The 5,018-nt window shown below is 67.8% G+C and carries 6 protein-coding genes; 3 read left to right on the forward strand and 3 right to left on the reverse strand.

Annotated elements, in window-relative coordinates:
* Together I0Q12_RS07235 and I0Q12_RS07240 are read right to left on the reverse strand one after the other, a co-directional pair.
* Positions 1–1,124, reverse strand: a 1,124-nt coding sequence (locus tag I0Q12_RS07235) for a trehalose-6-phosphate synthase (RefSeq protein ID WP_307846093.1), incomplete at its 3' end; no start/stop codon positions are given.
* 43 nt (positions 1,125–1,167) lie between these two features.
* Entirely contained in the window at positions 1,168–1,341 is a 174-nt protein-coding gene (locus tag I0Q12_RS07240) for a hypothetical protein (protein WP_197251285.1), read from the reverse strand.
* Between the two features lie 276 nt (positions 1,342–1,617).
* Between I0Q12_RS07240 and I0Q12_RS07245 the strand changes: the two genes are divergently transcribed.
* The 3 genes from I0Q12_RS07245 to I0Q12_RS07255 all read left to right on the forward strand — a co-directional run bounded on the left by I0Q12_RS07245 (position 1,618) and on the right by I0Q12_RS07255 (position 4,269).
* The gene (locus tag I0Q12_RS07245) at positions 1,618–2,418 is read left to right on the forward strand and encodes an alpha/beta fold hydrolase (protein WP_197251286.1); all 801 of its coding nucleotides are present in this window, start codon (positions 1,618–1,620) and stop codon (positions 2,416–2,418) included.
* A 223-nt stretch (positions 2,419–2,641) separates the two neighbouring features.
* Entirely contained in the window at positions 2,642–4,033 is a 1,392-nt protein-coding gene (locus tag I0Q12_RS07250) for a lysine N(6)-hydroxylase/L-ornithine N(5)-oxygenase family protein (protein ID WP_197251287.1), read from the forward strand.
* On the forward strand, positions 4,030–4,269 hold the full coding sequence (locus I0Q12_RS07255; RefSeq protein WP_197251288.1) for an MbtH family protein: 240 nt from the start codon (positions 4,030–4,032) through the stop codon (positions 4,267–4,269). The genes I0Q12_RS07250 and I0Q12_RS07255 overlap by 4 nt, the downstream gene beginning before the upstream one ends.
* A 3-nt stretch (positions 4,270–4,272) precedes the next feature.
* Here I0Q12_RS07255 and I0Q12_RS32260 read toward each other — a convergent pair.
* Positions 4,273–5,018 (reverse strand): threonine/serine exporter family protein (locus I0Q12_RS32260; RefSeq protein ID WP_231610183.1); only part of this gene is annotated, 746 nt, incomplete at its 5' end.

Consider the following 5,018-nt stretch of genomic DNA (forward strand, 5'->3'; position numbering starts at 1 on the left):
ACGAAGAACGCGATGAGCTCGTCGCGGGGGACCGGGCGGTGGATGTAGTGCACCACCGGCCGGCCGACCTCGGCGTACTCGCCGTTGATGCGGCTGACCATCTTCTCGATCTCGCCGCGCATGTGGATGTAGGACTCGACCCGTTCCCGGCTCGGGGTCGCGAGCTGCACCATCACCGTCTCGGACGGGTCGACGCGACCCTCGGCGATCAGTTCGTGCAGCGCGTCGAGCCGGACGTCGATGCCCTTGGTGTAGTCGAGCCGGTCGACGCCGAGCATGATGCGCTTCGGATTGCCGAGTTCCTTGCGGATCTGCTTGGCGCGGTCGCGGATCGACTTGCGGCGGGACTGTTCGTCGAGTTCACCGGACGCGATGGAGATCGGGAACGCCCCGACCCGGACGGTGCGGAACCCGACCTGGACGACACCGAGCTTCGACCGGACACCGACGTTGCCGCGGGAGGTCTGGTGCCCGGCCAGTCGCCGGGCGAGGTACAGGAAGTTCTGGGCTCCGCCGGGCAGGTGGAAGCCGATCAGATCGGCGCCGAGCAGCCCGTCGACGATCTCGGTGCGCCACGGCATCTGCATGAACAGCTCGACCGGCGGGAACGGAATATGGAGGAAGAAGCCGATCGTCAGATCCGGGCGCAGCATCCGCAGCATCTTCGGAACGAGCTGGAGCTGGTAGTCCTGGATCCAGACGGTCGCACCCTGCGCGGCAGCCTTCGCCGCCGCTTCCGCGAACCGGCGATTGACCTCGACGTAGGCGTTCCACCATTCGCGGTGGTATTCGGGACGGACGATGACGTCGTGGTACAGCGGCCACAACGTGGCGTTCGAGAATCCCTCGTAGTAGTCGGCGATCTCCTGGGCGCTGAGGGGAACCGGGTGCATCACCAGGTCGTCGTCGACGATCGGATCCAGGTCGGCATCGGCGACACCGGCCCAGCCGACCCACGCACCGCGGTGGGTGCGCAGGATCGGCTCGAGCGCGGTGACGAGGCCGCCGGGACTGCGCTTCCATCGGGTCGTGCCGTCCGGAAGGCGTTCGAGGTCGACGGGCAGCCGGTTGGCGACCACAACGAAGTCGGATTCGGTGAGGGTCGGCGAATCGGCTGCGGGCACGGGGCGTCCTCTTCTCTGGCTGGGTGGCTGTCGGAGCGGACGGTCAGGCGGACTTGTCGGTCGGTCCGATGCCGAGCATCGACAGCAGCATGCGGCACTCGTCGGCGTCCTCGGCGTAGGCCGCGACGACGCGCTGCGCCTGGCGGGCAGTCTGTTCGGCTACGGGCTCGAGGTCTTCGTCGGCGATGTCGTTGTCGGTGGTCACGTCGGCGGCCATGGTGTTTCCTCCCGGGAGTGCTGCTCGGCTCGAGCAGGCCATTCGTAGTTCGACTCTAGGAGAACCGGACATGCCCACGCCAGCCGCGACCGCGGCACCGCATGCCGGGGCGAGGTCTGTATCGATAAGGGCCGACGCCGCGCTGCCTCTCGGCTGTGCGCTCACCGCGTTCCTGCGGGGTCGTCGGATGGGCCGTGCCGCACGGTACGGTGGACGCGGCCCGTGCGCTCGTCCCGGCGAGGCCGCCACGCAGCGACGTTTTCGAGGAAGGTCTTCATGCCCATCGCGACGATCAACGGCATCCCGCTGAACTACCAGGTCAAAGGGACCGGAGACCTCGTTGTACTCATCATGGGGACGGGGAGCCCCGGCCGCGTGTGGGACCTGCATCAGGTGCCGGCGCTGGTCAAGGCGGGCTACCGCGTGGCCACGTTCGACAATCGCGGGATCGCTCCGTCGGGGGAGAGCCTCGGCGGAATGACGATCGACGATCTCGTCGCCGACACCGCGGGCCTGATCGAACTGCTCGGCGGACCCGCCTATGTCATCGGAACGTCGATGGGCGCCCGCGTCGCGCAGGAGCTCGCGCTGGCCCGGCCGGACCTGGTGCGCAAGGGGGTCTTCCTGGCCGGTCACGCGCGGATGGATCAGTTCCAGCTCACGCTGACCGAGGGGGAACGCCAGCTGTACGACAACGGCGTCGAACTGCCGCCGAAGTACCGGGCCGCGGTCACCGCGGTGATGAACCTGTCCCCGGCGTCGCTCGTGGACGCGAACGCCGCGCGCGACTGGCTCGACGTGTTCGAGTTCACCGGCGGCAAGATCTCGGCGGGTGTGCGGGCACAGCTTTCGATGGACCGCGAGTTCGATCGACGCGCCGCCTACCGTGCGATCACGGTGCCGTGCCTCGCGGTCGGATTCGCCGACGACCGGATGATTCCGGCGTACCTGTCGAAGGAGGTCGCCGACGCGATCCCGAACGCCGTCTACGAGGAGATTCCCGACGCCGGTCACTACGGGTACCTCGAGCAGCCCGAGGCAGTGAACAAGGTGGTTCTGGACTTCCTGGCCGGCTGAGGCCACACCTTCGCGACCGACGAGCGCGGTGGGATCGAACGTGATCCCGCCGCGCTCAACTTGTTTCGGGACTTTCGTGCCGGGGATCCGGCTGCAGATCGGAGGTCACCACGAGCGGGGCAACTATTGGTAGGCTCACCGAACAAAGGATAGCCTGAGCTATCTTTTTCCGAGTCGATCGAAACCGCCTGCGGCTGTGGCCCCCGAGCACGAAAGATGAGTGATGACCGATCGATACAGCGCGCCCTCCGAGGTTTCGGAGGTGCCGGACTTCCCGCCGGACAACGTCTTCGACATCGTCGGTATCGGATTCGGGCCCGCCAACCTGGCGTTGAGCATCGCGATCGAAGAGCGCAACGCCGCCGAGCCGGATTCGCCGGTCCGGGCGCGTTTCTTCGAGAAGCAGCCGTCGTTCTCCTGGCACCCGGGGATGCTCCTCGAGGGCGCCACGATGCAGATCGCCTTCCCCAAGGACCTGGTCACCTTCCGGAATCCGACCAGTAGCTACAGCTTCTTCTCCTACCTTCACTCGCGCGGCCGGCTCGTCGACTTCGTCAATCACCAGACCTTCTTCCCCACCCGCCACGAGTTCCAGGACTACCTGCAGTGGGCGGCCGGACGAGTCGATGCCGACATCTGCTACGGCACCGAGGTCACCGGCGTCGACGCCGTGCGCGACGGCACCGGCAAGGCGGAACTGTTCGGGGTCCGCACCGCCGAAGGCGAGATCGTCTACGCCCGCAACGTGGTGCTGGGCATCGGCCTGCGGGCCCGGATTCCCGAGTGGGCCAACGAATCCGCGCGCTGCTTCCACAACCACCAGTTCCTCTTCCACCTCGCCGAGATGCCGGCACCGGTGCACCAGCGGTTCGTCGTCGTCGGTGCCGGGCAGTCCGCCGCCGAGGTCGTGCAGTACCTCCACCGCAACTACCCCGACGCCGAAGTGCACAACGTCTTCAACCGCTTCGGATACAGTCCCGCCGACGACAGTCCCTACGCGAACCGCATCTTCGATCCGAGCACCGTCGACGAACTCCACAGCGCTCCCCACGAGGAACGCGCTCGCCTGCTCGAGTTGCACCGCAGCACCAACTACTCGGTCGTCGATCCCGACCTGATCGCCGAGATCTACGCGACCGAATACCGCGAGCGCGTCTCGGGCAAGCGGCGGCTGTTCATGCGCCGAGCCTCGGAGATCACCGGTGTCGAGGAGACGGCGACCGGGATCGAGGTGCAGGTGCGCAGCGGACTCGACGGCCTGACCCACACGCTCATGTGCGACGCCGTCGTCCTCGCCACCGGATTCACCCCGGCGCCGCTGGCCCCGCTGCTCGGCGATCTCGCGCCCGCCGAGACGCCGCTGCGCGAGGTCGACCGCGACTACCGGCTGCCCACGCCCGACGACATCGACGGCGGAATCTATCTGCAGGGCGGCACCGAGAAGACCCACGGCATCACCGCGTCGCTGCTGTCGAACACGGCGATCCGGGCAGGTGAGATCCTCGGTGCAGTGCTGGAACGGCGCAGGGCGAACCTGGCAGGCGGCCATGGGGAGCTGTCGCTCCTTGGTAGGATTCCCGACCAGCACACCTACGCAACAAGTGAGGCGAGATGAGCACGAATCCATTTGATGACGAAGACGGCCGCTTTTACGTCCTCGTGAACGACGAGGAGCAGTACTCGCTGTGGCCGACCTTCGCTGAGGTCCCCCAGGGGTGGCGGGTCGTGTTCGGCGAGGAATCGCGCGCTGCATGCGTCGAGTACGTCGAGCAGAACTGGACCGACATGCGTCCGAAGAGCCTGCGCGACGCCATGGAGGCCGACGAAAAGGCTCGTCAGGCCAACTCCTGACCGTCAGCCATTCCGGAAGTCACGCCGCAAGCGACCGAAGCGCGGCGTGACTTTCGTCGTTTCCGGGCTCGCGTAGCTCCGCGTCCGCCGCGACCTGGTCCGGCGCAGCGACGGCCGGCGCAGTGCACCCGATCGGCGCATACTGCGCGGGTAGCGCGCGGTCCGGGCCATCCACTCGCCGAGTGTGACGCCCGCCGCGAGACCGCAGCCGATCCCGAACGCGGCGAACAGGGCGGTCAACCCGACCAGCAGTTCCGACTGCAGGATCGCGTACAGACCGCGGTACAGCGCCAGGCCGGGCAGCAGCGGTGTGATCCCGGCGACCGCGACGACGAGCGGCGGAGTGTAGGCACGGCGGGCCATCAGGCCACCGGCGAAGCCGACCACCGTCGCCGCGGTCGCCGACGCGATGATCGGGCCGACGCTCAGCCCCAGGGTCAGCTGGTACACCAGGGCACCGGCCGCGCCGCCCAGAGCCGCTGCCGTCAGTGCGCGGCGCTCGGCGTAACAGGCCAGGGCGAAGAACAGCGACGCGGCGGCACCGGCCGCGAACTGCGTCGGCAACTGGGTCAGACCCGTCTGCGCGACGTAGGAGATGACCGGCAGCTCCGCACCCAGCAGGACGGCGACCCGCAGTGTCGTCGCCACACCCGCGATGATTCCGCCGGTCATCATGACCACCTCGAAGAAGCGGGCCGATGCCGTGATGGGCGCGCCCGTGATCGCGTCCTGCACCGAACCGACCAGCG

The sequence above is a fragment of the Rhodococcus sp. CX genome (assembly GCF_015865005.1).
Lineage (GTDB): Bacteria > Actinomycetota > Actinomycetes > Mycobacteriales > Mycobacteriaceae > Rhodococcus.